This window comes from Daejeonella sp., assembly GCF_049655485.1.
Classification (GTDB): Bacteria; Bacteroidota; Bacteroidia; order Sphingobacteriales; family Sphingobacteriaceae; genus Daejeonella.
On the sequence record NZ_JBASJU010000007.1, the window covers coordinates 1 to 24,465 of the forward strand.

At 41.3% G+C, this 24,465-nt stretch carries 22 protein-coding genes; 14 read left to right on the forward strand and 8 right to left on the reverse strand.

Annotation, left to right across the window (positions count from 1 at the left end):
* The 4 genes from WBJ10_RS00220 to WBJ10_RS00235 form a co-directional block, all read left to right on the forward strand.
* Window positions 1-2,028, forward strand: a 2,028-nt coding sequence (locus tag WBJ10_RS00220; protein ID WP_424287456.1) for a RelA/SpoT family protein, incomplete at its 5' end; no start/stop codon positions are given.
* A 57-nt stretch (window positions 2,029-2,085) separates the two neighbouring features.
* Window positions 2,086-2,562, forward strand: a complete 477-nt coding sequence (locus tag WBJ10_RS00225; protein ID WP_424287459.1) for a Fur family transcriptional regulator — start codon at window positions 2,086-2,088, stop codon at window positions 2,560-2,562.
* 30 nt (window positions 2,563-2,592) lie between these two features.
* Window positions 2,593-3,867 carry an adenylosuccinate synthase gene (locus tag WBJ10_RS00230; protein WP_424287461.1) on the forward strand — a complete coding sequence of 425 codons (1,275 nt, stop codon included), beginning with the start codon at window positions 2,593-2,595 and terminating at the stop codon, window positions 3,865-3,867.
* Window positions 3,868-3,901: 34 nt separating this feature from the next.
* Window positions 3,902-5,176, forward strand: coding sequence for an anthranilate synthase component I family protein (locus WBJ10_RS00235; RefSeq protein WP_424287463.1), 1,275 nt, complete (start codon window positions 3,902-3,904; stop codon window positions 5,174-5,176).
* 60 nt (window positions 5,177-5,236) lie between these two features.
* On the opposite strand, the gene WBJ10_RS00240 is transcribed toward WBJ10_RS00235, so the two are convergent.
* From WBJ10_RS00240 to WBJ10_RS00255, 4 genes are read right to left on the reverse strand one after another with little or no spacing between them, the layout of a single operon-like run.
* Window positions 5,237-6,046: a M48 family metallopeptidase gene (locus tag WBJ10_RS00240; RefSeq protein WP_424287465.1), complete on the reverse strand. Its 810-nt coding sequence runs from the start codon at window positions 6,044-6,046 to the stop codon at window positions 5,237-5,239.
* A gap of 27 nt (window positions 6,047-6,073) precedes the next feature.
* Window positions 6,074-6,715, reverse strand: a complete 642-nt coding sequence (gene plsY, locus WBJ10_RS00245; protein WP_424287467.1) for a glycerol-3-phosphate 1-O-acyltransferase PlsY — start codon at window positions 6,713-6,715, stop codon at window positions 6,074-6,076.
* A 51-nt stretch (window positions 6,716-6,766) separates the two neighbouring features.
* Window positions 6,767-7,624, reverse strand: coding sequence for a carboxylating nicotinate-nucleotide diphosphorylase (nadC, locus tag WBJ10_RS00250; RefSeq protein ID WP_424287469.1), 858 nt, complete (start codon window positions 7,622-7,624; stop codon window positions 6,767-6,769).
* A 44-nt stretch (window positions 7,625-7,668) separates the two neighbouring features.
* Window positions 7,669-8,070: a DUF4783 domain-containing protein gene (locus tag WBJ10_RS00255; RefSeq protein ID WP_424287471.1), complete on the reverse strand. Its 402-nt coding sequence runs from the start codon at window positions 8,068-8,070 to the stop codon at window positions 7,669-7,671.
* Between the two features lie 79 nt (window positions 8,071-8,149).
* Between WBJ10_RS00255 and gpmI the strand changes: the two genes are divergently transcribed.
* Together gpmI and WBJ10_RS00265 are read left to right on the forward strand one after the other, a co-directional pair.
* Entirely contained in the window at window positions 8,150-9,676 is a 1,527-nt protein-coding gene (gene gpmI / locus WBJ10_RS00260; protein WP_424287473.1) for a 2,3-bisphosphoglycerate-independent phosphoglycerate mutase, read from the forward strand.
* On the forward strand, window positions 9,673-10,194 hold the full coding sequence (locus WBJ10_RS00265) for a hypothetical protein (RefSeq protein WP_424287475.1): 522 nt from the start codon (window positions 9,673-9,675) through the stop codon (window positions 10,192-10,194). The genes gpmI and WBJ10_RS00265 overlap by 4 nt, the downstream gene beginning before the upstream one ends.
* Window positions 10,195-10,244: 50 nt before the next feature.
* Here WBJ10_RS00265 and WBJ10_RS00270 read toward each other — a convergent pair whose 3' ends face one another.
* Together WBJ10_RS00270 and WBJ10_RS00275 are read right to left on the reverse strand one after the other, a co-directional pair.
* Window positions 10,245-10,601 carry a hypothetical protein gene (locus tag WBJ10_RS00270; protein WP_424287477.1) on the reverse strand — a complete coding sequence of 119 codons (357 nt, stop codon included), beginning with the start codon at window positions 10,599-10,601 and terminating at the stop codon, window positions 10,245-10,247.
* 74 nt (window positions 10,602-10,675) lie between these two features.
* Window positions 10,676-11,290 (reverse strand): tetratricopeptide repeat protein, encoded by a 615-nt coding sequence (locus WBJ10_RS00275; protein WP_424287479.1) that lies wholly within the window; start codon window positions 11,288-11,290, stop codon window positions 10,676-10,678.
* Between the two features lie 274 nt (window positions 11,291-11,564).
* On the opposite strand from WBJ10_RS00275, the gene lon reads away from it, so the two are divergent.
* The 3 genes from lon to WBJ10_RS00290 all read left to right on the forward strand — a co-directional run bounded on the left by lon (window position 11,565) and on the right by WBJ10_RS00290 (window position 16,002).
* Entirely contained in the window at window positions 11,565-14,042 is a 2,478-nt protein-coding gene (gene lon / locus WBJ10_RS00280) for an endopeptidase La (RefSeq protein WP_424287481.1), read from the forward strand.
* Window positions 14,043-14,107: 65 nt separating this feature from the next.
* Window positions 14,108-14,995 (forward strand): hypothetical protein, encoded by an 888-nt coding sequence (locus tag WBJ10_RS00285; protein ID WP_424287483.1) that lies wholly within the window; start codon window positions 14,108-14,110, stop codon window positions 14,993-14,995.
* Between the two features lie 47 nt (window positions 14,996-15,042).
* On the forward strand, window positions 15,043-16,002 hold the full coding sequence (locus WBJ10_RS00290; protein ID WP_424287485.1) for a lipid A deacylase LpxR family protein: 960 nt from the start codon (window positions 15,043-15,045) through the stop codon (window positions 16,000-16,002).
* A gap of 5 nt (window positions 16,003-16,007) precedes the next feature.
* Here WBJ10_RS00290 and arfB read toward each other — a convergent pair whose 3' ends face one another.
* Window positions 16,008-16,418: an alternative ribosome rescue aminoacyl-tRNA hydrolase ArfB gene (gene arfB, locus WBJ10_RS00295; RefSeq protein ID WP_424287487.1), complete on the reverse strand. Its 411-nt coding sequence runs from the start codon at window positions 16,416-16,418 to the stop codon at window positions 16,008-16,010.
* Window positions 16,419-16,650: 232 nt separating this feature from the next.
* Here arfB and cmk point away from each other — a divergent pair, with 232 nt between their 5' ends.
* Complete coding sequence (gene cmk / locus WBJ10_RS00300) at window positions 16,651-17,337, forward strand: (d)CMP kinase (RefSeq protein ID WP_424287489.1); 687 nt, start codon at window positions 16,651-16,653, stop codon at window positions 17,335-17,337.
* On the opposite strand, the gene WBJ10_RS00305 is transcribed toward cmk, so the two are convergent.
* The gene (locus WBJ10_RS00305; RefSeq protein ID WP_424287491.1) at window positions 17,334-17,558 is read right to left on the reverse strand and encodes a hypothetical protein; all 225 of its coding nucleotides are present in this window, start codon (window positions 17,556-17,558) and stop codon (window positions 17,334-17,336) included. The genes cmk and WBJ10_RS00305 overlap by 4 nt on opposite strands.
* 168 nt (window positions 17,559-17,726) lie before the next feature.
* Here WBJ10_RS00305 and rpsA point away from each other — a divergent pair, with 168 nt between their 5' ends.
* The 4 genes from rpsA to WBJ10_RS00325 all read left to right on the forward strand — a co-directional run bounded on the left by rpsA (window position 17,727) and on the right by WBJ10_RS00325 (window position 24,465).
* Window positions 17,727-19,739: a 30S ribosomal protein S1 gene (gene rpsA, locus WBJ10_RS00310; RefSeq protein WP_424287493.1), complete on the forward strand. Its 2,013-nt coding sequence runs from the start codon at window positions 17,727-17,729 to the stop codon at window positions 19,737-19,739.
* A gap of 99 nt (window positions 19,740-19,838) precedes the next feature.
* Window positions 19,839-20,378 (forward strand): bifunctional pyr operon transcriptional regulator/uracil phosphoribosyltransferase PyrR, encoded by a 540-nt coding sequence (pyrR, locus tag WBJ10_RS00315; protein WP_424287495.1) that lies wholly within the window; start codon window positions 19,839-19,841, stop codon window positions 20,376-20,378.
* The gene (locus tag WBJ10_RS00320) at window positions 20,378-21,316 is read left to right on the forward strand and encodes an aspartate carbamoyltransferase catalytic subunit (protein WP_424287497.1); all 939 of its coding nucleotides are present in this window, start codon (window positions 20,378-20,380) and stop codon (window positions 21,314-21,316) included. The genes pyrR and WBJ10_RS00320 overlap by 1 nt, the downstream gene beginning before the upstream one ends.
* A 125-nt stretch (window positions 21,317-21,441) precedes the next feature.
* Window positions 21,442-24,465 (forward strand): tetratricopeptide repeat protein, encoded by a 3,024-nt coding sequence (locus WBJ10_RS00325; RefSeq protein WP_424287499.1) that lies wholly within the window; start codon window positions 21,442-21,444, stop codon window positions 24,463-24,465.

The following is a 24,465-nucleotide window of genomic DNA, read 5'->3' on the forward strand; positions in this document are numbered from 1 at the left end:
GCCGCTGAGGAGATCGGCCTTGGTACTACTTCTATTGTTTGTGCGCTTCTTCACGATGTGGTAGAAGATACCGACATCACCCTCGACGATATCGAACGTGAGTTTGGGAAGAAAGTGGCTAAAATCATTGACGGGCTTACAAAAATCTCAGGGGTATTTGATTACAATAGCTCTTTGCAAGCGGAGAATTTCAGGAAGATGCTGCTTACGCTTGCCGACGATGTCCGGGTTATCCTGATTAAGCTCGCTGACAGGCTGCACAATATGCGTACGATGGATTTCATGCCTCGCGATAAGCAGCTGAAAATATCATCCGAAACTGTTTATTTATACGCACCGCTCGCTCACCGGCTCGGTTTATATACGCTGAAATCAGAACTGGAAGATCTCTCTATGAAATATATGGAGCCGGTTACTTATAAATTCATTGCCCAGCAGCTAAATGAGAAAAAAGCTGAACGAGAGAATTTTGTTCGGGATTTCATATCCCCAATAAGTGAAATATTAAACGAACAAGGACTTGAAGCAGATGTGTACGGGAGGCCGAAATCGATTCACTCGATATGGACCAAAATGCGAAAGAAGAATATTCCCTTCGATGAAGTTTATGATCTTTTTGCCATCCGTATTATTCTAAACAGCAAACTCGAAAATGAAAAATCTGACTGCTGGAAGGCCTATTCCATTGTAACCGATCTTTATCATCCTAATCCGGACCGTTTACGGGATTGGATCTCGTCGCCCAGGGCGAACGGGTACGAATCACTTCATACCACGGTAATGGGCCCAAGAGGCCAGTGGGTTGAAGTTCAAATCCGTACGAGAAGGATGAACGATATCGCTGAGAAAGGATTTGCGGCACATTGGAAATATAAAGAACCCTCTTCTGACAGTGGCGGCGACTCAGGACTTGACCAATGGATACATAAAGTCAGGGAGATGCTCAACAACCCTGAATCGAATGCCCTGGACTTCCTGGACGATTTCAAAATGAATTTGTTTTCAGATGAGATCTTCATTTTCACTCCTAAGGGCGCGCTGATACAGTTACCTGTAAATGCAACAGCTCTTGATTTCGCATTTGAAATTCACACCGATATTGGCGCAAGTTGCATTGGCGCGAAAGTCAATCATAAACTTGTACCCCTCTCCTATAAGCTTCAAAACGGCGATCAGGTGGAAGTAATCACTTCCAGCAAGCAGTCGCCTAAAGAAGATTGGCTAAGCTTCGTGGTAACGGCGAAAGCCAAGTCAAAGATCAAATCTTCTCTTAAAGAAGAAAAAAGGAAAATCGCAGAGCACGGTAAGGAGATTCTTGAACGTAAACTCAAATCGCTGAAGATTACCTACAACACCGACAACCTTTATAAACTTACCTACTACTTCAAATTACCCTCTACCCTTGATCTGTTCTTTAATGTCGCAAAGGGTATCATTGATGTAAAGCAACTGAAAGAGTTTGCGAGTTCTGAAAGAGTTATTGACCACAAACCGGAACGGCCAGATAATTTCACAACAGACCAGTTCACTAAGAAGGTAAAACATGATAACGATACCCTCTTAATTGGAGAAGATCTGCAAAAACTCGACTATAAACTCTCCACTTGTTGTAACCCAATTCCTGGCGATGATGTATTTGGCTTTGTTACTGTGGGCGATGGAATCAAAATACATCGCACGAATTGCCCGAATGCTACAAAACTGATGTCCAATTATGGATACCGCATCGTCAAGGCCCGGTGGAACTCCCAGAAAGAGCTTGCATTTCTTACAGGAATTAGAATTATTGGTATCGACGATGTCGGGCTGATAAACAATATCACCACTGTTATTTCCGGCGATTTTAAAGTGAATATGCGTTCAATAACAGTTGACACTAACGAAGGTATGTTCGATGGCTCTATTATGGTTTATGTAATTAACACGGATCACCTGGATGATATGATTTCTAAACTTAAAACAGTTCCTGGCGTCACATCGGTAACGCGATTCGATTCACCGCCGGAAAGTCTTGTCAAAGCTTCCTGAATTAAATAAGGATTTTAGCAATTTTTTGGATAAATTTGGAGGTCATTTAATCACACTATGCCCGGACAAGATACTATTGCGCTGGTAATTAAAATTTTTGAAGCCTACCTGGAGAATAAGCGTCTTAGAAAAACACCTGAACGCTATGCCATTCTTGAAGAGATATATTCCCGTAGCGATCATTTCGATGTGGAATCGCTGTATATCCATATGAAGAATAAGAAATACCGGGTAAGCCGCGCGACTGTTTATAATACCCTTGAACTTTTAGTTTCATGCGATCTGGTTACTAAACATCAGTTTGGTAAGAATATGGCTCAATTTGAGAAATCGTACGGCTATAAACAGCATGACCACATCATCTGTATTGACTGCGGAAAAGTGGTTGAATTTTGTGATCCGCGGATACAGCAGATCCAAAGCATGATGGGCGACATCTTAAAGTTCGAAATAAAACATCATTCACTAAATTTGTATGGCAATTGCGGCCGGCTTAAAGAAGGCCATTGCGAAGCTTATGCAAACAAAAATTAATCTTCTTATTATACTCCCTTATTTTATATAATGACAATTGACGTATTGCTAGGCCTCCAATGGGGCGACGAAGGAAAAGGAAAAATTGTGGACGTTTTGTGCCCTCAATATGATTTAATTGCCCGTTTTCAGGGTGGGCCAAACGCTGGCCATACACTCGAGTTCGATAATCAAAAATATGTACTGAATACCATCCCTTCAGGTATATTTAATGATAATGCCATGAACCTGATCGGTAATGGTGTTGTGATCGATCCGATAATATTAAAAAGAGAGCTTGATAATTTAAAGAAGAATGGCTTTGACCCGGTTGCTCAGAAAAAACTGGTAATTGCAAGAAAAGCCCATTTGATCTTACCGACTCACCAATTGCTGGATGCAGCATCTGAAACCAAGATGGGAGCTGACAAAATTGGCTCTACACTTAAAGGTATTGGCCCAACTTATATGGACAAAACAGGGCGTAACGGCCTGCGGGTGGGAGATACTATGCTGGAAGATTTCCGCGAGAGGTATACCAAACTGGTTAACAAACACCTGTCCATTTTATCACACTTCGGAGATATTCCTGACTTTTCTGAAAAAGAAGCCGCATTCTTTGAGGCTGTTGAAATGTTAAAGACCATACCACATGTTGATAGTGAGCATTTCGTCAATCAATACCTTAAAGAGGGCAAAAAAGTACTTGCGGAAGGTGCTCAGGGTACGATGCTGGACATCGATTTTGGGTCATATCCCTTTGTTACTTCTTCTAACACAACTTCAGCAGGGGCTTGTACCGGCCTGGGAGTGGCACCAAGAAGTATTGGTAATGTAATTGGTATTTTTAAAGCATACTGTACACGCGTTGGCAGCGGGCCTTTCCCAACTGAACTTGAGGATGAGACTGGTGAAGAATTGAGACGGATTGGCCACGAATTCGGTGCAACCACCGGACGTCCACGTCGCTGCGGATGGATTGATATCCCCGCATTGAAATATGCTATCATGTTGAACGGCGTTACCGAACTGGTAATGACTAAGGCAGATGTATTAAGTGGCTTTGAGACTATATATGCCTGCACCCATTACAAATATAATGGTGAGACAATTGATTATATGCCTTATGATATTCAGGCGGTAAAAGCTGAACCAGTATTTGAAGCAATTCCGGGCTGGGCGGAAGATCTTACCGGGATAAGGGAAGTAAATGAAATTCCTGCCAAACTGAGCGCATATATCTCTTATTTGGAGAAACACCTGGAAGTACCTGTAAAATATCTTTCAGTAGGTCCAGACCGTGTTCAAACGCTGATACTAAGTTAGTATAGGCGTATAGAATTTATTTAGACTTTGTAAAGTGCCTGTTCCTAAAGTTTTTACCGCTTCTGATCCAGGCACTTTTAAATTGAAGGCTTTAAAATGGGCCGACTCATTCAACGAAGTTTGTTATTTCGACTCTAACAGTCATTCGGACCCCTATTCTGCATTCGATGTATTCATAGCCGCAGGGGCAAAAAAAAAGATCTCCCTGACTGCAGGTAATGCCTTTGGTATGCTGGATGATTTCCTGGCTGAAAACGAAGGTTTCATCCCGGGATATTTCGCATACGACCTGAAAAACGAGCTCGAGGATTTACAATCGTCCAATCCGGACCACCTCGGCTTCCCGGACCTGTATTTTTTTATCCCTGAAAATACCATTTTGATCAAAGGTGCGGAAGTTCATATTTACAACACAGATCCGGATGAAACCTGGGGGATCATTAATAAAATGCATGTTCCGGAGCCTGTAGCCCCCGAGCCCATAAAAGTTCTGAGCCGGTTTACTAAAAGTGAATACGAACAAACGGTTTCCGAAATTCAGGCCCACATACAGCGCGGAAATATCTATGAGATGAATCTCTGTCAGGAGTTTTATGCTGAGGGCGCGGATATCGAACCGGTAAGCACGTTTATTCGTTTGAATAAGATCTCTCCTACCCCTTTTTCAAGTTTTCTGAAAATTGATCATCATTATATTATTTCAGCCACTCCGGAGCGTTTCCTTAACCGCAGGGGCGAAAAATTAATCTCACAACCTATTAAAGGTACGTCGGCACGACATGATGACGAGCTCCAGGATAGTGCTCAGAAAGAGAAATTACAGACTGATGAGAAAGAACGGGCTGAAAATGTAATGATAGTAGACCTGGTGAGAAATGACCTCACAAAAAGTGCAAAGCCCGGCACAGTTAAAGTAGAAGAACTTTTTGGCCTTTACAGTTTCAAACAGGTCCACCAACTGATCTCAACGGTGGTCTGTGAACGAAAAGAAGGTTTAACCAACACGCAGATTATCGCGAATACCTTTCCTATGGGTTCCATGACCGGAGCACCAAAAATAAGTGCTATGATTCTGGCAGAAGCCTATGAAAGAAGCAAAAGAGGGGTTTATTCCGGCGCTGTAGGTTATTTTGGACCGGATGGCGATTTCGACTTTAACGTCGTTATCAGAACATTGCTTTATAACAAGAGAGATAAATATCTATCCTTTCACACAGGAGGAGCTATTACAATCGATTCCGATCCGGTAAAAGAATATCAGGAATGTCTCCTGAAAGCAAGGGCTATTATGGAAGTATTAAAACAATAAAACCATCATAAGCTTCCCTCCGCAGGCAGGCTCATGATGGTTTTACTGTTTTTCAGCATTTTATCGCCCGCCTTTGTAATACTGCCTTGCTTCAGGAAGTAATTCCTGAATAGCTGCTATACGGCTTGCATCACTTGGGTGTGAACTTAGGATTGTTGGAGGTGCACCACCGGCTTCTTTAGCAGATGCCATACGTTGCCAGAATGATACCGCGCTATCGGGATTATACCCTGCCATCGCCATAAATATTAATCCTAACCTGTCGGCTTCACTTTCCTGGTTACGCGAGTAACTCAGTAATGCAAGCTGACCTCCGATACCGTATAACTTACCGATCGTGTTTTGTGTTCCCTGGGATCTTCCTCCTACTGCAGCTCCTACAATAGCTCCTCCGCCCTGTGCGAGAGTCATTTGAGAAAAGCGTTCTGCAGAGTGCTGAGCAATCGCATGAGCAATCTCATGTCCCATTACCGTCGCCAGGCCTGCATCAGTTTGGGTAACTGGCAAAATACCTGAATAAATGGCAACTTTTCCGCCCGGCATACACCATGCGTTTATCTCTTTACTGTCTACTAAAGTGAACTGGTAATTGTAGTTGTATTTATCACCATATCCATTAGCCTGCATATACTTGTTTATCGCGGCAGCGAGTCTATTGCCTACAGTTTTCACTTTTTGGGCATTAGCACCGGTCCTGATAACCCGGGTAGACGGATCGGAAAGAAATTGCTGATAAGCCTCTGCGGCTTGTCCTTGAAGTGTCGCATCACTTACGAGACTTAGCTGCTTTCTGCCAGTTAGGGGAACCTCTGCGCAGGATAAAAGCACAGTGCTTACTGCAACCGCACCAAATAATTGTAATCTTTTCATAACTCTGTTTAGTAAGATTGGTTAATTCTATTTCTTTTTAAACAGATTTACTTTTGATTCTTTACCTTTTAACAGACGTTCTATGTTTTTTTGATGCGTCACCAGAATCAGTACGCAAATACTCATTCCATATAACACTACAGAACGTATCGGTGACTGGAAAATAAATATTACACTTAGCGGAAAGCTAAATCCGGCAAGGATAGAGCTTAACGATACATATTTAGATATCAGCAATACAACAACAAAGGTAAGAACACAAAGCAAAGCTGCTTCGGACTGTACTGCTAATATCATTCCAAATAATGTAGCGATACCCTTACCTCCCCGAAATCCGGCGAAGACCGGAAAAAGATGTCCCATTACTGCGGTGATACCCAGCGCTAACTGATAATTTACGAACTGAACTGAATTTTGCGGCCCCGTGACGGAAAGCCCTATCATATAGGCTAGATTAGTGGCCGTGTATCCTTTGAATATATCAAGAAACATCACAGCGATACCGGCCTTTTTACCAAGCACCCTAAAGGTATTAGTGGCACCAGCGTTTCCGCTTCCGTACTCACGCACGTCAATTCCATAGAAAGCCTGTCCTATCCAAACCGCTGTTGGTATTGAACCAAATAAATAAGCGACTAATAAGGCGGAGACCGAGTATATAGATATCATTAAGGTACAATAATACTAATTCGTTAAAGGGAATAGGTCAAGAATTATCAATTAATTGCTTTGAACAGCCTTTAAACTCATATCTAGGCTCTTAACCGAATGGGTTAATGCTCCCATAGATACATAATTAACGCCACACAGGGCGTATTCACGTACATTTTCCACGGTGATGCCGCCCGATGCTTCCGTAATTAACCGGCCATCAATTAAATCTACAGCTTCTTTTAATTTGTCGAAAGTGAAATTATCCAGCAGTATCCGATCAACACCGCTGCAACTCAAGGCTTCTTTCACTTCGGCCAGATTTCGCACTTCGATCTCTACCGGAATGTCCAGGTTTTTATCTTTCAAATAAGACGTGGCCGCCTGTATAGCTTTAGAGGTTCCGCCAGCATAGTCAACGTGGTTATCCTTAATTAGGATCATATCATACAGGCCAAACCGATGGTTTACCCCTCCGCCTATTTTTACAGCAAGTTTCTCAAGATACCGCAAACCCGGCGTGGTTTTCCGTGTATCAAGCACCTTGGTTTTTGTACCTTCAAGTAATTTAACGACCTGATCAGTAGTTGTAGCTATACCACTCATACGCTGCATCGTATTCAAAACCAGACGCTCCGCAATTAAAATTGAATGCACACTACCATCGACATACAAAGCAATGTCATTAGGTTGTACGTGCTGGCCATCACTTATAAGGACTTCTACTTTTAAACTGGAGTCTACAATCTTAAAAATTTCTAAGGCAATGGAGACTCCGGCTAGAACACCTGTATCTTTCACGAGTAGTTTTGCGCGACCCTGCTGGCCTTGTGGAATTGTTGAAATTGAAGTGTGATCTCCGTTGCCGACGTCTTCCTGAAGGGCCTGCTTTATAAACGCATGAAGTGCATCAGTATTTAAATCCATTTGAATTGGTTAGGATTCAAAAATAGAAATACTTATTGCAAATGCTATTGTTTGTCGTATTCTATTCTGATTTGCTTAACTAAAAAAGTCTCAGCATCACTACTCAGTGAAATTGAGATACGGAATTTATCTTCGGCAGTTGCCATAGAAAACACAGCTAGTTTGAAGTTTGGATTGGAATTTAGCCTATGAAGGATTTTGATGGATACAGGTTCGTTTTTCGAGAAAAAATCGCGCATAATCTGTTCCGCCTGTGCTTTTGAATATACGTTTTCCTCAGAAAGTATATTCATCTCTAAGGTCGATGAAAACAGGGTAGAAATTTTCGGAGCATCTGAAGCACTGAAATATTTCGCGAGTGAGTCAAAGACATCACCTTGTTGGGCGCGAGCTACCGACATCGACATTATGAGACAAACGAAAAATGGCAGAAATTTTGTTCTCATGATATTCTATTCTATTGCCAAAATTATGCCATAATGTAAATATTATACAATATTTTAATGAGCAGATGTATATTTGTATGTGGAAAATAAAAAAGCAATACTCCTTATTCTTGATGGTTGGGGTTATGGAAAACATGACAATACTGACGCTGTAGAAGTCGCAGAAACACCATTTTTTGATCATCTCATAGCTAACTACCCAAATTCAAAACTCGAAGCATCGGGTGAAGCTGTAGGTTTGCCTGCAGGTCAGATGGGCAATTCTGAAGTCGGACATATGAACCTGGGTGCCGGCCGTGTTGTTTATCAGGATCTCGGACGGATTAATAAAGCGGTCAAGGATAACGAATTAATTAACCATCCGGTATTAAAAGCTTCCTTTGAATATGCCCGCGAATCGAATAAAAATGTACATTTTATCGGTTTGTTGTCGGATGGGGGGGTACATTCACACATCGAACATCTTAAAGGTTTGTGTGATGCTGCAAAGCAAAACCATATCAAGAACATTTTTATCCACCCGTTCATGGATGGCAGGGATACTGATCCGAATTCGGGTCTTTCTTATATCCTCGATCTCGAAAATCACCTTCAGCATTCCGGCGGAATCATCGCTTCAGCCATCGGAAGATATTATGCCATGGACAGGGATAACAGATGGGAACGTGTAAAGCTTGCGTACGACATGCTTGTCCGGGGCGAAGGGAAACTCTGCCATGATATTTCAGAAAGCATTCAAAAATCATACGACGAGGGAATTACAGACGAATTTATTGACCCGATTGTCAAGATCGACAATGACGGCTTACCTATTGGAAAGATAGAGCCAGGTGATGTGGTTATTTGTTTCAATTTCCGGACAGATCGCGGCAGGGAAATTACAACTGCACTCACACAAAGGGCATTTCCTGAATATAACATGGAGCCTCTTCCGCTGTACTATGTAACCATGACAAGCTATGATGACACGTTCAGCAATGTTAATGTGGTTTTTACAAAGGATGATCTCGGCCAGACACTAGGAGAAGTTTTGGAACTGCACGGTAAAACCCAGGTTAGAATAGCCGAAACGGAAAAGTACCCTCACGTTACATTCTTCTTTTCAGGAGGACGTGAGACGCAGTTTAAAGGCGAGAAACGTATCTTAATTCAATCCCCCAAAGTGGCAACATACGATCTGAAGCCAGAGATGGGCGCCCGCGAAATAACGGCGGCTATATGCCTTGAACTTCAAACAGGCCAGCCTGATTTTGTATGTCTTAATTTTGCCAATCCCGATATGGTGGGGCATACTGGTGTTTTCGAAGCTGTAATAAAAGCCATCGAAACAGTGGATCAATGCCTTCAAAATGTCGTCGACTGCGGCATTTCGAACGGATATTCATTCTTAATTCTTGCCGATCATGGAAATGCTGATTTTATGATCAACGAAGATGGATCGCCCAATACCGCACATACCACTAACCTGGTTCCATGCATCTTGATTGATAAAGACTTTCATCATATTGCTGACGGGAAACTAGGTGATATTGCGCCAAGCATACTCACCTTAATGAACGTTCCTATCCCTCCAATCATGTCGGGCCAGATCCTCGTATCGAAATGATAGGGAAAAAGTTGACCCTTGCCTGTTTGTTATTTGCTGCATGCAGCGGAACCGAGCAAGTCCGGGAGCAAAAAAAATATTATGATATAAAGGAGTTTTTTAGTGCCGAAATCAAGCGTCTTGAAAAACAAGATGCCAGTGTAAATAAAACTGTGAGCAGGAATGGTGTTTCTGAAACCAAAGCAAACTTCACCCCTTCCTGGGCAACGGAATTAGCGTTATTCACCGATTCAGATATCAATAAGCCTGCCTGGAGGGATAGTTACAACATTCAGTCCGACAGCCTCAGTACCTCTTATACCACTCTCGATAATGACCTTCGGACGAAGTCTATTCACATCAAAAAGGATAATACTGGAAAATTAAGTGAGATCAGGATAGTAAACAGTACTTCCAACTACCTATATAATTCCACCGAAGAGCTCCATTACATCCCGGATTCACTTTATCGGATCGTAAAAAAACAGGATGTCATTCTACTGGGGAAGAACAACTATGAAATAACCGGGGTTTTTTAGCGATCAAACAATTTCGTCTCCGGCCTCTGCGTTATCCCGGAGACTTTGCTTTATACAACATCAGTTGATTCGGATTCTTTTGCGGAATTACGTATGAACAGGTAGTAAATCGCAAGCACAAGTAACCCGGTACAGAAAAAGATGATTGAATAAGGACGGAGGGTATCGTCGAAGAAAAATTCACCTATCATCCAAACAGTATTTGCTAGTATCCATGAACAGACAGCCAGATTGTGGTAAAACTCCGATGGAACCGATCTAAACCTATAGGTAATATAAAAAGCAAGAAAAACTGTCGGAAGGATCATGATCATCCCGGGTACTTTTAAATCCATCACCCAGAAGGTATCCTTCAGCAACCAGCAGGTGATATGAAGATTTTCGAATTTGCGTACTGACTTTAACAAAGGTTTATTCTGATAAATTACTCTTCAAAAGAAAACCCCGTATTAACGGGGCTCCTTATTTGTCTTATCTAAAATTAATATAGATTTTTCATGTAACCTTTGGCATCTGCTAACTGGGTCGTGATGTCTTTGCGGCCAGGTGTCAGGCTTAGTACCTTTTCGAAGTCGCTGATACATGATTTGAATGCATTAATTGCTTTGGTCTTGTCATGGAAGTTAGGGATCTTTTGTCCTTTCAAAACGCCATAGTCCCGGTACGCAACTGCCCGGTTCTGGTACAACTTCACATCTTCAGAATTCAATTCTATAGCTTTACTAAAATCCCGTATAGATAACAGCAACAATTTTTCACGATCCGGATTGGACATGCCTTTAGTTTCAGTTGCCATGAAATTCCTGGCCTTTCCGCGATAGTAGTATGCACTATTTTCTCCAGGTTTTAGTGATATAACGCGGTTGAATGTACCGACCGCCCTGGTATAATTACCTGCATGGTAATAAGAATAGCCAAGCATGTATAAGGTGTTCACATCGTTTGTGTCTGCGGCAAGTGCTTTTTCGAGGCTGGTTACCGCAGCTTTAAAATCTCCGTTGATCAGAGCTCTTTCCCCCATTTTATAATTGGCGTTCTGGGCAGATACAATTGTTGTAAATAAAACTAAAAATAAAATAAGTGTATACGATCTCATGTGGGTTAGGGAAAATTTGTCTCGTTCAATTAACGGTGCGGGGATTGATTTATTTTTAAATGTACTACTTTTAGTAAATACATGAAAAAAAATCGTTGGCTTCATGTTTTATGAGGTTCAATTATGTTCAGTACTTTTGTCTGAATATTAATTTAAATCTGACTAAATTCATTGTCAGGTTGAATTGGCACATCGCTTGCACTTTTACCTATTACAGCGGTTAGAGCCGTAATAGAATAACTTTACTGTCATTATGACGTTTTCCCAAATATAGATGAGTAATTACGACAACTTTGATTTTAACAGAACATTGCCTTTAATAAATGAAGATACAGAGTTCTTTCCTTTAATGTCACAGGAGGACGAGGAGGAAATGAACAATGAAGAAACACCAGACATATTGTCTATCCTGCCATTACGAAATACCGTGCTTTTTCCAGGGGTTGTCATTCCAATCACCGTAGGGAGAGACAAATCCATAAAACTTATAAAAGATGCTTACCGGGGAGACCGCATTATTGGGGTGGTATCCCAGCGTGATGTGGGCATCGAGGATCCGACTTTTGACCAGCTCAATGAAGTTGGGACAGTGGCCTTAATCATTAAGATGCTGCAGATGCCTGACGGCAATACGACTGTCATTATCCAGGGAAAGCAGCGTTTCCGCTTAAATGAAGAGGTTCAAAGTGATCCGTATATAAAAGCCTCCATTCAGAAGTTCGAGGAATTGAGGCCTAAGCCAGATAAAGAGTTTAAGGCATTGATGGCCTCAATCAAAGAGATGTCTATGCAAATTATCCAGTTATCGCCCAATATTCCAAGCGAGGCCGGAATTGCAATCAAAAATATTGAAAGCGCATCTTTCCTAATCAATTTCATTTCCTCAAACATGAATGCAGATGTTGCAGCGAAGCAACAAATGCTCGAAGTCGCAAATCTCAGGGAGAGGGCAAAAATGGTTCTGGAGCATCTAACGGTGGAGCTTCAAATGCAGGAACTTAAGAACCAGATTCAATCGAAAGTGCGGGTTGATCTCGATAAACAACAACGCGATTATTTCCTTAATCAGCAACTAAAGACCATTCAAGAAGAATTGGGCGGCAACTCCCCGGATCTGGAGGTGGAGAATTTAAGAGCCCGGGCTGCGAAAAAGAAATGGGCGAAAGAGCCTGCTGATCATTTTGGGAAGGAAATTGAAAAACTGGCCAGAATGAATCCGGCGGCTGCTGATTATTCCATTCAGATCAACTACCTGGAGGTTCTGCTCGACTTGCCATGGAACGAATTCACTAAAGATAATTTTGATCTGAAAAGAGCTGAGAAAGTTCTTGAGAAGGATCACTACGGCCTTGAAAAAGTCAAACAACGAATCATAGAATACCTGGCTGTGCTGAAATTGAAGCACAACATGAAGGCTCCGATCTTATGTCTTGTTGGCCCTCCGGGAGTGGGTAAAACCTCCCTGGGTAAATCAATAGCAAAAGCTCTCGGGAGAAAATATGTCCGCATGGCTCTTGGTGGCATTCGTGATGAGGCCGAAATCAGAGGCCACCGTAAAACGTATATTGGCGCTATGCCGGGACGTATTATACAGTCAATTAAAAAGGCAGGTACTTCTAATCCAGTATTTGTATTAGATGAAATAGATAAAGTAGGGAACGATTTCCGCGGAGATCCTTCATCAGCTTTACTGGAGGTACTCGACCCTGAACAAAATAATGCCTTTTATGATCACTATGTGGAGGTTGATTATGATCTTTCCAATGTAATGTTCATCGCAACAGCGAATTCATTAAGCACCATTCAGCCGGCTCTGCTGGATAGAATGGAAATTATTGAAGTTAACGGCTATACTATTGAAGAGAAAATTGAGATCGCAAAACAGCATTTATTGCCAAAGCAGAGAGAACAGCACGGCCTGAAGACCGCTAATATTTCTTTGAAACCTCCGGTCATAGAGAAAGTTATCGAAGATTATACCCGCGAATCGGGAGTCCGCGGACTAGAGAAAAAAGTGGGCTCATTGGTACGTGGTATCGCGACCAAAATTGCTATGGAGGTGGAGTATAATCCGGTTATCAGCAAAGCGGACGTAGAGAAAATTCTTGGCCCGCCCCTATTCGATAAAGACCTCTATGAGAACAACAACGTTGCCGGTGTAGTTACCGGATTGGCATGGACCCAGGTTGGTGGAGATATCTTGTTTATCGAAGCAAGTTTAAGTCCGGGTAAAGGAAAGTTATCCCTAACCGGAAACCTTGGTGATGTGATGAAAGAATCTGCAACTATCGCTATGGCCTATCTTAGAGCACATGCTTCAAAATTCGGTATAGATCACCGTGTGATTGATCAGTGGGATGTGCATGTCCACGTTCCCGCGGGAGCTACTCCTAAAGATGGTCCTTCAGCAGGTATTACAATGCTGACTGCATTAACGTCGGCGTTTACCCAGCGACGGGTAAAATCGCATCTTGCGATGACTGGTGAGATCACACTGCGCGGAAAAGTTTTGCCAGTTGGTGGGATAAAAGAGAAAATTCTTGCAGCCAAACGGGCGAACATCAAGGATATTATCTTGTGCAAATCAAATCAAAAAGATATTATGGAGATCAAAGAAACTTATATCAAAGACCTTAATTTTCATTACGTATCTGAAATGAAAGAGGTAATTGAGTTTGCATTGATCAAAGAAAAGGTGAAAGATGCCATCGATCTGACTTTCAAGGAACCCGCTCTTCCGACAGTAAATTAGGATTTATACGTACTTATATTATTAATCTTTATTTTCTATCTTACCTTACAATTAGGATTTAAATTATGAAGAGCATTTACCTATTGCTTGTGTTTTTTGCATTCGCCCTAACAGCGAAAGCTCAGGATAAAATCTTTAAAAAAGGCGGTGAAATAGTAGAGGCGCGGATCATCGAAATTGGAACAGATGAGATTAAGTACAAAATATTTAGTGACCAGTCAGGCCCCTTATACGCACTGGACAAAGACAGGATCATCAAAGTTGTTTATGAAAATGGCAGGGTAGAAACCTATCAGAGTAATCTGAAGGATCCTAAGTTATACGAGGACCAGGCGAAAGATGCAATGAAAGTTAATTTTTTAGCTCCATTACTCGGTTATACCCAACTTAATTTCGAGCATAATTTACGGCCTGGAAGAGGATACGAGTTTTCTCTCGGCATTATCGGATTGGGCAAGAGGCAGGATATTGATACGTTTTACGATAGAACGAATAACCAGCCAACAACTACTTATCGTGAAGCGTCCGGGATCTTCATTGGCGGGGGGTATAAATTTTCGAAACTTCCCGACTTTGTTAATAAAGGTTCGAAATACAGTCATGTATTACAGGGTGCGTATGTCAAGCCCGAATTATTGTTAGGTTTTTACAAGCATAACAATATCGAGAGTTTTCCGGGTGGCACCAGCGCCCCGCGCGTAAGCAGGGAAAGTATATCATTTGGCGGACTTCTGATAAATCTTGGGAAACAGTGGGTTCTTGGGGAGCTTTTATTAGTCGACCTGTATGGAGGATTAGGATATGCTCTCGATAATCGAAATGCCGCTCAGGAAAATTCAGAATATTACTATGATTACGTGGGCAACCACTATGCACTGACTACCGGAAGAGATAGCGGACTTGGTGTTACCGGGGGATTCAAGGTCGGAATCCTGTTAAACCGCAAAAATTAGTTGACCTGAGGACAGATTGCATAAAACTGTCTTACTTGAAGTTTTACATGAAAGTATCCAAATTAATTCTCCTGTTGTTTTTACTGATACCTGGTACTCTTATCGCTCAGGAGAACAAGTTCAAAAATGAGTTCGGTTTTAGAAGCGATAATGATGCTTACCTGGCTTACGGCCAGGATAGGTATTATACTAATGGTCTCTTTATATATTTCCGGAGGGCGGCCGACCAGAGTAAACTAAATAAAAAGCTGAATAAAGTTATCTGGGAAGCTGAGGCAGGGCAGAAAATGTACAATCCGCAGTCGGGTAGTATCACAGATATTTCATTCGTAGACCGCCCCTTTGCAGCTTATCTTTATGCCGGCGGAAGTTTAAACTTCCTATTCAATTCCGAAAATTCCCTGAAAGTGAGCCTGCAGGCTGGTACTATTGGACCAGATGCAAAGGGAAAAGAAACACAAGAATTCCTACACAGTGTTGTAGGATTTTATGAGATACAAGGATGGGAATGGCAGGTTAAGGATGAACTGGCTTTTAACAGTAGAGTGGCCTATAAAAATCTATTATTCAGAAATAAGAAGGGGAAAGTGGACCTGAGCATTGATTCCTATATCAATCTTGGTACGACCTATGCCGGTGCGGGTGCGGGACTTATGTTCAGGACGGGGAATCTCAACCAGCTTTTTCATTCGGCTAGTACAGAAAGCACGGTGTCAAACAATAGCCAAACGCGAGATCTCACAGAAAAGGAATTTTTCTTGTATGCCAAACCCCTATTAAATTATATAGCATACGATGCCACCATTGAAGGGGGATTATTTCGTGAAGACAAAGGACCCAAAGTGTTCGATACAAAACCCCTGGTCTTTAGTCAGCAAGCCGGCGTAATTTATTCCAAAAAACGCTGGATGGCAGATTTCTCATTAATGTTCAAGTCGAGGGAAGTTAAAAGTCTGGCAAAACCTCACCAATATGGCTCGGCGGCGCTTTTTTACAGGTTTAACTAGGGAAATCACTCCCAATCCCCTCTACGCCTATTAATTTTTTTTATTGCCGTTGCCTGCTTGAATTTTAGCCGTTTCTCGATCACTCCTTTTCCCGGCTTTGTTGCCTTGCGGGTTTTCGGCTTATGAAGCGCGTTACGAAGCAGAATTATCAGTTTTTCTAAACCTAGCTCTTTATTTCTCAGCTGGCTCCTGTCCTCTTCCGTAATAACCTGTAGTATACCTTCGGAATTTATTCTATTAGCAAGCTTCTCAGCCAGAATCGCCTTCTGTTCATCGTTGAACAATGCCGAGGCGTGGATATTTAAATTTATCTCAACTTTGCTGGATACTTTATTGACGTTCTGCCCTCCCTTACCTCCACTGCGGGATGTTTTGAAGGTTATTTCCCGGGTGAGATCTTGTTTGGAGAAAAGCATGGGTAAAAGTAGGGAAAAGAGTAAAGAACAAAGAGCAAGGAACAAAGACTACGGCACTGTACCCATAACAGGTATTTAAATTCGATCAGAGAGCCCCAATGGTTAAGAACCAGTTCCAAGTTCTTATTCTTTGCTCCTTATTCCTTGCTCTTTATTCCCTAATCCAATTAATTTCCCCGTTAAAAAATAATTTCCCACTCAAATCCAAATCAAACCTTATTTTTGTCCCCTGATGAGCAAAAACATCGTTATCGCCATAGATGGCTACTCTTCCTGCGGAAAAAGCACTCTTGCAAAGGCTTTGGCTAAGAAACTCCATTTTATATATATCGATAGCGGTGCGATGTACCGGGCGGTTACTTTATACTTTCTAAGAAATAATATACCACTCGACGACCATGAGGCAATCAATACTGCCCTGCGCGATATTCATCTCAATTTCCACTCCCGGGATTATCAAAGCCATATCACGTTAAACGAAGAGGAAGTCTCTGAGGAAATCCGTCAGATGCCTGTTTCTGAACTGGTGAGCGATGTGAGTGCTATTAAAGAGGTGCGCGTTGAGATGGTCAGGCAGCAACAACGAATGGGCAAATCCAAAAATATTATCATGGATGGACGGGATATTGGAACCGTTGTATTCCCTAATGCCGACCTTAAAATATTCATGACTGCAGACCCAAAAATCCGCGCAGAAAGACGTTTTAACGAATTGAAGCTCAAGGGAGAGGAAGTTAGTATGGAAGAAATTTTCGACAATATTGCTCACCGTGATTTCCTGGACACTACCCGCGAGGAAAGCCCCCTGATCAGGGCAGATGATGCAATTATCCTGGATAATACTACGATCGATCAAACAGAGCAACTGGATTTCGTTATGGAATATATTAAACCATTACTGACGAAAACAGCTATTTAATCAGATTCCTCGTCCTTATGATCTTCCCGTAAGTCATCAAACGATTCATGCATTTGTTCGTCAGATGGCTTCTCATGCAATAAAAACTCGTTGTCTTTATCCTCGGCATTGTCTTTCTTTTTCACCTGTACCAGCTTTTCAGAATCATCTTTTGGCGATGCATCTATAGTATCAGCTATATTTTTCAACCTGCTATCAGGCCTAAGTTCTTCTCCGCTCATGATGGTATGATTTTATAATCCTATAACCCCACAGAGGTTCAAAAGTTTCAAAGATCAGCGGAAGAAACTTATACTCAATAAATAAAGAGAGAAAATGTTTTTTAATAAAAATGAATTTTTCTACCTTTGCAGTCCGATTTAAATCGGAAAAAGGAGATAAACTAATTAATGGCTAAAAAACTAGAAGCTGAAAAGGAGTTAACAGCTAAACAAGCGGAACTTCAAGGCGAAGAAACCACTTCGGCTAAAGAAAAAGAAACTATTGAATCAGAAGCTGATTCAGTATCGATCGAAGAGATCAAATCTAAAACTATGATCACCCCTTCCGGCGATTTCGACTGGGATGCGGATGACAAAGGTTTTGGCAATTACAGCGCTGCAGACCGTGAAAAGTTTGAAGAGATGTATGCAGGAACGTTTAATTCGATCGAAAAAGGCGAGATCATCGCTGGTATTGTCGTATCGATTAACAACAAAGATGTGGTATTGAACATCGGATTTAAATCTGATGGTCTTGTATCATTATCTGAATTCCGTGACACACCGGACCTTAAGGTTGGTGATTCAGTTGATGTATTTGTAGAATCGCAGGAAGATGCTAACGGACAGTTGGTATTATCACGCAAACGTGCAAAAACTCAGCGTTCATGGGAAACTATCAATGAAGCTTTAGATCAGGACAAAATCATCACTGGTTTTGTTAAGAGCCGTACTAAAGGTGGTCTAATTGTGGATATTATGGGTGTTGAAGCTTTCCTTCCGGGATCGCAGATCGACATCAAGCCTATCCGTGATTACGATATCTATGTAGGTAAAACAATGGAATTTAAGGTTGTTAAGATCAACCATGAGTTTAAAAACGTTGTCGTATCACACAAGGTGCTTATTGAAGACGATTTAGAAAATCAAAAAACTGAAATCGTTGCTAAGCTTGAAAAAGGTCAGGTACTTGAAGGTACTGTTAAAAACATTACTGATTTCGGTGTGTTTATCGACCTTGGCGGCGTAGACGGTTTATTACACATAACTGATATTTCATGGGGCCGCATAGAGCATCCACGTGAGGTATTAAACCTTGATCAGAAGATAAATGTGGTTGTTCTTGATTTTGATGACGAGAAGAAACGTATCGCATTAGGATTAAAACAATTAACTCCACATCCTTGGGAAGCTTTAGATACTAACTTAGAAATTAGCTCTAAAGTAAAAGGAAGAATTGTTACTGTAGCTGATTATGGCGCATTCCTTGAGATCACTCCAGGAGTTGAAGGCCTGATCCACGTATCAGAAATGTCATGGTCTCAGAATCTTCGCAATCCTCAGGAATTCCTGAAAGTTGGCGATGAAGTTGAAGCTCAGGTATTAACTCTTGATCGTGCTGAGCGCAAAATGAGCCTGGGTATCAAACAACTTACTCCAGATCCTTGGAAAAACATCGGTGAGCGCTATCCTATCGGAAGCAAGCACAAAGCTGTAGTTAAGAACATGACTAACTTCGGAGTGTTTGTTGAGATTGAAGAAGGAATTGATGGTTTAATCCACATTTCTGATCTTTCATGGTCTAAGAAAGTTAATCACCCTAACGAATTCACTAAAGTTGGTGAAGAATTAGATGTGGTTGTTTTAGAACTTGACGAGGCTAACCGCAAATTGAGCTTAGGACACAAACAACTTGAAGAAAACCCTTGGGAAACTTTAGAAACTGTATTCACACTGGATTCAATCCACGAAGGAACTGTGTTGAAAGTCACTGACAAAGGTGCTATCGTAGCTTTACCTTATGGTGTTGAAGGATTCGCTCCTACAAAACACATGGTAAAAGAAGATGGTTCTTCTGTAAAAGCAGACGAGGCGGCTGAGTTCAGAATAATTGAATTCAACAAAGATTCTAAACGTATCGTAGTTTCTCATGCCCGCATCTGGGAAGAGGCAAAAGCTGAAGAGCGTAAAGAAGAATTCAATACTAAGAAGAAAGAAGCTAAAGCAACAACCAGCGCTGTTAAAAAAGTGAAGGAATCTGTTGAGAAGTCAACTTTAGGTGATCTTGGTGTATTGGCACAGCTGAAAGAGAAGATGGAAGGTGCAGAAAGCAAAGCCAAAAAAGCAAAGAAAACTGAAGATGATGCTGCTGAAGCAGCTAAACCTGAAGCTTCAGAAGAAGCTGAAGAATCAGCAGAATAATTTAAGCTTTAAAATATCAAAGCCCTCCGCGAAACCGGAGGGCTTTTTTTGTTTCACCTTTCAACTTATTTCCCTATTTTTGGTCAAATTAAAGCATTGATGCAGAACCTAACCTTGCTTGACGGTCACAAATTCCAGATCACCATTCAGCGCCTTTGCCATCAGTTAATCGAAAATCACGACCTTTTCACTAATTCAGTTATCATAGGAATTCAACCTCGGGGAATTTTTCTTGCAAAGAGAATAATTGATGAACTGGAAAAAAAACTGCCTAAAGCAAAGATCAAAAGCGGAAATCTTGACATCACCTTTTTCCGGGATGATTTCCGACGGAAAGATGCTCTGGTTCCAAGCCCTACAGAGATCAATTTTTTCATAGAAGGCAAGAATGTGATACTGGTTGACGACGTACTGTGGACCGGAAGAACGATTCGCGCTGCTATGGACGCGCTGCTTGCATTTGGCCGTCCTGCCAAAGTTGAACTGCTCACCCTCGTTGATCGTCGTTATTCAAGACATTTACCCATAGAAGCGGATTATATTGGCATAAAGGTAGATACCATAGATTCACAAAAAGTTGTTGTGAGCTGGAAAGAAACCGACAAAGAAGACAAGGTTATCCTACTTTCAGAAAAATAATGGCGGAGAAAACCCAAACATTAAGCGTAAAACATCTCCTTGGAATCAAGGATCTCACCACACGAGATATTGAATTGATCTTTGAAACAGCTGATACTTTTAAGGATGTTCTTAATCGCCCGATTAAAAAGGTCCCTTCACTACGAGATGTAACTATTGCCAATATATTTTTTGAAAATTCTACACGCACAAGGCTCTCCTTCGAACTCGCGCAAAAAAGATTGTCGGCCGACACGGTAAATTTTGCCGCCTCTTCCTCCTCGGTCAGCAAAGGGGAAACATTAATTGATACCGTGAATAATATACTTTCCATGAAAGTAGATATGGTGGTGATGAGACATCCCTATGCAGGTGCCGGGGTGTTTTTGAGCAAGCATGTTGATGCCCAGATAGTAAATGCAGGAGATGGGGCTCATGAGCATCCTACCCAGGCTCTGCTTGATGCTTTTTCAATCAGGGAGAAATTCGGGGAACTTGCCGGGCGGAAAGTAGCAATTATAGGTGACGTACTCCATTCTAGGGTGGCCCTCTCAAACATCCTTTGTCTTAAAAAGCTTGGTGCTGAAGTAATGGTTTGTGGACCAAGTACCCTGATTCCGAAATTCATCCATACACTTGGCGTGAAAGTCGAACATGACCTGATGAAAGCCTTAAACTGGTGTGATGTTGCTAATATGCTGCGGATCCAACTGGAAAGACAGGATATTAAATATTTCCCTTCTTTACGGGAATATTCTATGATGTATGGATTAGATAAAAAGATCCTGAATTCATTGGATAAGGAGATCGTTGTAATGCATCCCGGACCTATCAACCGGGGAGTGGAAATCACCAGTGATGTAGCGGACAGTAAACAGTCCATAATCCTCGAACAGGTTGAGAATGGAGTGGCCATCCGAATGGCTGTACTCTATCTGCTGGCAAGTCAGAGAAACTAAAAAAGATCTTCAGAATAACATCGAAAGATTATTCCCGTTTATTCTGTTTTCAACAGTTGTTAATTACTAATGTTAATTGGCTATTAAAGTTTAGCTTAATTTAGCGATATCTATTTTGGTTACTTATGCTCAGAAAATACATATTTATAGCGTTTCTCGTCGTTTTTACCACCTCCCCTGCTCTTGCTCAAAATACCGCCTGGTTTGAAATGAACCAGTCCTATAAAAGTGGTGTTGAACTCCTTGAAAAAGGAAAGTTTGCCGCAGCAGCCGGCCAATTTAGCGAGGTCGAAAAATTTCTGCCTGCATCATCTGCAACGCCTGAAGCAACACCAGAATTGAGCCTTTTAAAAGAAAACGCCCAATATTACCTGGCCCTTTGTGCACTTGAATTAGGAAATGACGACGCTGAAAGTCTCTTTCTAAAATTTATAGCTCAGCATCCGGTAAATAGTAACACTAAACTTGCTTATTATCAGGTTGGACGCTCTTATTTTGCACAGAAGAACTATGCAAAAGTTGTAGAGTGGCTCACCAAGCTTGACCGTAACAGTTTATCGGGCAGAGAATCTGCAGAATATAGGTTTAAACTTGCCTATTCTTATTTTGAACTGAAAGATTATAAAAACGCTGAGCCTTTATTCGCCCAGTTAAAAGATGAAAAGAACGTCTACAGCGAACAATCCATATACTATTACGCATACCTTAATTACCTTTCAAAAAACTACAAGGTCGCATTAAGCGAATTTGAACGTCTAAAAGGCTCTAAGGATTATGAAAACACTTACCCATACTATATTTCTGCATTATATTTCCTGGATAAGAGATATGATGATGTAATAAATTATACTATTCCTATTCTGAACTCATCAAAACAATTGTATGAGACGGAAATGTTCAGAATCATCGGCGCATCCTATTTCGCAAAATCAGATTATACCAATGCCGGAAAGTATTACCAGAACTTCCAGCAAAAGGATCTGGGTAAAACTCAGAATAATCAGGATAATTACCAGATTGGTTATACCTGGTACAAGCTGAAGGATTATAATAAAGCGATAGTTGAACTGGAAAAACTTTCTTCCGCTGACGAGTACTTCCAGAGTGGAATGATTGCCCTCGGGGAGTCTTTTCTTAAGACAAATAACAAACAGGGAGCCCGTAGTGCATTTTTCAAAGCTTCAAAAATAAGCCTGGACAAGGAACTTCAGGAAGAGGGACTGTTCAATTACGCTAAATTGTCGTATGAACTGGATTTCCACCAGGTTGCCCTGGATGCAACCCAGCTTTTTATTAAAACTTATCCAAGATCGGTCAAAGTAGACCAGGCAAAAACACTGCTTGGTGAGATCTTATTATCCACAAAAAACTACAAAGACGCGATAGATATTTTAGAGTCTATCCCTAACAAAAACCGTGAGGCAAAAGAGGTTTATCAGAAGGTAACTTATTACCGTGGCCTGGAATTCTATAACGAACGTGCTTTTCAAAATGCAATTTCAACTTTTATGCGTTCCAACGACAATGTCGTTGATACTGACATAGAATCGCTTTCCACCTATTGGCTTGCTGAAGCCATGTACGAGGTCAGAAAATTTGGAGAATCTGTGGATAATTTTGAGAAGTTTCTTGATCTCCCGGCTTCCCGCAAAACCGATGTATATAATTATGCTAATTATGCCCTGGGTTATGCAGCATTTGAACATGAGAATTATCGGAAGGCAGCTACCTACTTCGGCCGCTTCCTTCAGGGAGACGAAAAAGATCGTAATACGATCAACGATGCAGTACTGAGGCTGGCAGATTCCTATTTCGTCTTAAAAGATTATGGAAACGCTTCAGTTTATTATAACCGGATCATTTCCTCGAATGCTGCCAGTCAGGATTACGCTTTGTTTCAAAGGGGAATGATACAGGGTTTGCAGGGCCAGAATGATGAGAAAATTGCAACCCATAAAGGTTTGCTTGCACAATATCCGAAGTCGAACTATGCAGATGACGCAGGATTTGAAATCGCATACACCTATTTTATTAAGAATGAATTTGATATTGCTAAAAATGACCTGAGTGCATTGATCGCAAAATATCCAAGAAGCAGTTATGTACCACGTGCACTTATTACGATCGGCCTGGTGCAATTAAACCAGGATCAGGATGATGCTGCGATAGAGACGTTTAAAAGGGTTGTGAGTGAGTACACTACCACTGACGAAGCAAAATTAGCCCTTGAATCTATTAAGAATATTTATCTTGAAAAGTCTGATGCTGAAGGCTTCCTGAGTTACGCAAATACCACGAGCATAGGAAATTTAACTACGGCAGAGCAGGATAACATCACATTTCAGGCAGCGAATAACCGCTTCATGAATGGAGACTATCAGGGAACTTTTGAGTCTGTGAACGCCTATTTTGATAAATTCTCTAATAAGCCTATTCATGATAAGCATGCTCGTTTTATCAGAGCCGAAAGTCTTGTCAGGCTGAACCGCCCGGACGAATCAATTCCAGACTATGAGTATATTCTTAACGACTGGACGAGTGATTATACAGAACGTGCCCTAATCAGTATTTCCAAAATCTATCTTTCTCAGAAAAAATATAATGAAGCCATTGTGCACCTGAAAAAATTAGAATTGACCTCAGAATACCGCGCACATTATGGATATGCGATCAATAACCTGATGGAAGCCTATGCCAATATCAAAATGCCAGATGAAACCTTACAATATGCACAGTTCATAAGAGATTTTGAAAAATCATCCCAGGAAGAAAAATACAGAGCGGACCTGTATTCGGGCAAAGCAAACCTGATCATAGGCGACAAAGTTGAAGCGTTGAAGTTCTTTAGTTTAGTTGCTGACAAAACTCAAACGGTGACTGGTGCTGAAGCGAAATACAATGTAGCACTACTCCAGAATGAAAAAGGAGATTACAAAACTTCACTTGCAACTGCCTTCGAACTGACCAACAATATGTCTTCACACGATTATTGGGTTGCAAAGACCTATATTCTTATAGCCGATAACTACGTCGGATTAAAAGATAATTTCCAGGCAAAAAGTACTCTTCAAAGTATCATCGACAACTATGAAAGCGACGATGATGACATATTAGCAACGGCAAAAGAAAAATTGGCTGCAATAAAATAA

Coding starts and splice junctions, on each gene's coding strand:
- WBJ10_RS00225 (WP_424287459.1), top strand. CDS start 2,086: ATGCCCGGACAAGATACTATTGCGCTGGTAATTAAAATTTTTGAAGCC.
- WBJ10_RS00230 (WP_424287461.1), top strand. CDS start 2,593: ATGACAATTGACGTATTGCTAGGCCTCCAATGGGGCGACGAAGGAAAA.
- WBJ10_RS00240 (WP_424287465.1), bottom strand. CDS start 6,046: ATGAAAAGATTACAATTATTTGGTGCGGTTGCAGTAAGCACTGTGCTT.
- plsY (WP_424287467.1), bottom strand. CDS start 6,715: ATGATATCTATATACTCGGTCTCCGCCTTATTAGTCGCTTATTTATTT.
- nadC (WP_424287469.1), bottom strand. CDS start 7,624: ATGGATTTAAATACTGATGCACTTCATGCGTTTATAAAGCAGGCCCTT.
- WBJ10_RS00255 (WP_424287471.1), bottom strand. CDS start 8,070: ATGAGAACAAAATTTCTGCCATTTTTCGTTTGTCTCATAATGTCGATG.
- WBJ10_RS00265 (WP_424287475.1), top strand. CDS start 9,673: ATGATAGGGAAAAAGTTGACCCTTGCCTGTTTGTTATTTGCTGCATGC.
- WBJ10_RS00275 (WP_424287479.1), bottom strand. CDS start 11,290: ATGAGATCGTATACACTTATTTTATTTTTAGTTTTATTTACAACAATT.
- lon (WP_424287481.1), top strand. CDS start 11,565: ATGAGTAATTACGACAACTTTGATTTTAACAGAACATTGCCTTTAATA.
- WBJ10_RS00285 (WP_424287483.1), top strand. CDS start 14,108: ATGAAGAGCATTTACCTATTGCTTGTGTTTTTTGCATTCGCCCTAACA.
- WBJ10_RS00290 (WP_424287485.1), top strand. CDS start 15,043: ATGAAAGTATCCAAATTAATTCTCCTGTTGTTTTTACTGATACCTGGT.
- arfB (WP_424287487.1), bottom strand. CDS start 16,418: ATGCTTTTCTCCAAACAAGATCTCACCCGGGAAATAACCTTCAAAACA.
- cmk (WP_424287489.1), top strand. CDS start 16,651: ATGAGCAAAAACATCGTTATCGCCATAGATGGCTACTCTTCCTGCGGA.
- WBJ10_RS00305 (WP_424287491.1), bottom strand. CDS start 17,558: ATGAGCGGAGAAGAACTTAGGCCTGATAGCAGGTTGAAAAATATAGCT.
- rpsA (WP_424287493.1), top strand. CDS start 17,727: ATGGCTAAAAAACTAGAAGCTGAAAAGGAGTTAACAGCTAAACAAGCG.
- pyrR (WP_424287495.1), top strand. CDS start 19,839: ATGCAGAACCTAACCTTGCTTGACGGTCACAAATTCCAGATCACCATT.
- WBJ10_RS00320 (WP_424287497.1), top strand. CDS start 20,378: ATGGCGGAGAAAACCCAAACATTAAGCGTAAAACATCTCCTTGGAATC.
- WBJ10_RS00325 (WP_424287499.1), top strand. CDS start 21,442: ATGCTCAGAAAATACATATTTATAGCGTTTCTCGTCGTTTTTACCACC.